Below are 2,161 nucleotides of genomic sequence, written 5' to 3'. Positions count from 1 at the left end.
CCATCAATGAAGGATGAGAAAAAACCCCCATTGATGGAAGCTTCACTTTATTAAATTTGAAATGTACGAAGAAAAAGGGTCTTTTCTGTTCGCAGCTTAGAACGAGAAATCAAGATTATTTGTTTAGATATTATCTTATCTTCATTTAACGACAAATTTCTCGGGAAATAAAAAGATGGAAAAAGAGTGATTTTTGCTAAAAAAGGTTGTCCAATTTGAAAAAAAGTAAAATAAATGAATAAAACCCTTGTCCCTCTTGACTTTTCTAGCATATATCTACAACCAAGCTAATAAAATATTACAAACCTATCAAAGAGAGAGTGTCTGAGGTGAGGGATCGTGAGTGAATATTCTGTATGTAGTAAAATAGACATCATACGATCTAAGAATGACAACATTGCTGAAATGTCTTGGTATGCGAGTCTCATTTCACACTTCTCACATCCATATTAGGGAGGTCGAGTGGTGTGCACGATTACATCAAAGAACGCACAATCAAGATTGGAAAGTATATCGTGGAGACAAGAAAAACAGTTCGCGTTATTGCGAAGGAGTTTGGTGTTTCCAAAAGTACTGTCCATAAAGACTTAACGGAAAGATTGCCGGAGATTAATCCAGATCTAGCAGCTGAAGTGAAGGAAATCTTAGATTATCATAAATCAATTCGTCATCTTCGGGGTGGAGAAGCAACAAAATTAAAGTACAAGAAGGAAGAAGTACAGCAGCAGGAACCAGTGAAATGAGATAGGTGTCAATGTCCTAAAGACAAATCGAAAGTGTAGACAAAGATAGGAAAAAATCTTACAAAAACATACTTTATTTAATGAATTATGATACAATATTAAACTAGTATGAGTATGATTTTTTTTGGAAACACGATTTGTTAGGAGGATATAGAATAGCATGTTTGCGAGAGATATAGGTATAGATTTAGGTACAGCGAATGTACTAATTCATTTGAAAGGGAAGGGCATCGTTTTAAACGAGCCATCAGTTGTTGCATTAGATAAGAATACAGGGAAGGTTCTCGCAGTTGGTGAAGAAGCAAGACGTATGGTGGGACGTACTCCTGGGAATATTGTTGCAATTCGTCCGTTGAAGGATGGAGTAATCGCTGATTTTGAGGTTACAGAAGCAATGCTAAAGCACTTCATTAATAAATTAAATGTAAAAGGTTTGCTTTCTAAACCTCGTATGTTAATTTGTTGTCCAACAAACATTACTTCAGTTGAACAAAAGGCCATTAGAGAAGCGGCTGAAAAAAGCGGCGGTAAGCAAGTGTATCTTGAGGAAGAACCGAAAGTGGCTGCAATTGGTGCCGGAATGGATATTTTCCAGCCAAGCGGAAATTTAGTCGTTGATATAGGCGGTGGAACAACAGATGTCGCAGTTTTATCAATGGGCGATATTGTCACCGCCTCTTCCATTAAAATGGCAGGAGACCAGTTTGATTCAGAAATATTAAATTACATTAAAAAAGAGTACAAGTTATTAATTGGTGAACGTACATCTGAAGATATTAAAATCAAGGTTGCAACGGTATTCCCAGGCGCACGTAATGAAGAAATTGACATTCGTGGACGAGATATGGTCACTGGATTACCACGCACAATTACTGTAAATTCAAAAGAAGTGGAGCAAGCACTTCGTGAACCAATTTCTGCAATTGTACAAGCAGCGAAGAGTGTATTAGAGCGTACACCGCCTGAATTATCTGCTGATATTATTGATCGCGGAGTTATTTTGACTGGAGGCGGAGCTTTATTAAACGGTCTTGATCTGCTGCTTGCAGAAGAATTAAAACTTCCTGTTCTCGTTGCAGAAAATCCAATGGATTGTGTTGCAATCGGAACTGGTATTATGCTGGATAATATCGACCGTATTAGCAAAAGAAAGCTAGGATAAAAGAAAAAGGACCTCTCATAATGGAATGCCTCATTTCTTCATAGTATTTAATTGTATGGAGATCTGACATTTTAATTAAGAAGGGTCTTTTTGTTTTGGAAACAATATTAACATTTGATATTTACAGACGATATAAAAATAGATATAGAAATTTTCCGCTAATTTACAAAAATATTAATGAGGAAATATGAGCTTTCCTTTATAATAAAGAATAGAGAAATCTGTCGAAATAAAGTGAAATTTCCATCAGTAGGGG

2 protein-coding genes are annotated in these 2,161 nt (G+C 36.1%); both read left to right on the top strand.

The features are described 5' to 3' along the window. Nucleotides 1–467: 467 nt before the first annotated feature. Nucleotides 468–743, top strand: a complete 276-nt coding sequence (gene spoIIID, locus BFA01S_RS21350; protein WP_066235630.1) for a sporulation transcriptional regulator SpoIIID — start codon at nucleotides 468–470, stop codon at nucleotides 741–743. A 160-nt stretch (nucleotides 744–903) separates the two neighbouring features. Further along, nucleotides 904–1,905: a rod shape-determining protein gene (gene mreB, locus BFA01S_RS21345; RefSeq protein WP_066235628.1), complete on the top strand. Its 1,002-nt coding sequence runs from the start codon at nucleotides 904–906 to the stop codon at nucleotides 1,903–1,905. The last annotated feature ends 256 nt before the right edge of the window (nucleotides 1,906–2,161 follow it).

It is taken from the genome of Metabacillus fastidiosus NBRC 101226 (assembly GCF_001591625.1).
In the GTDB taxonomy this organism is placed as follows: Bacteria; Bacillota; Bacilli; order Bacillales; family Bacillaceae; genus Metabacillus; species Metabacillus fastidiosus.
This window is presented reverse-complemented; position numbering and strand designations above follow the sequence as displayed.

What these genes read in the sequence shown, in the direction of transcription:
- mreB (WP_066235628.1), top strand. Translation starts at nt 904, where the DNA reads ATGTTTGCGAGAGATATAGGTATAGATTTAGGTACAGCGAATGTACTA.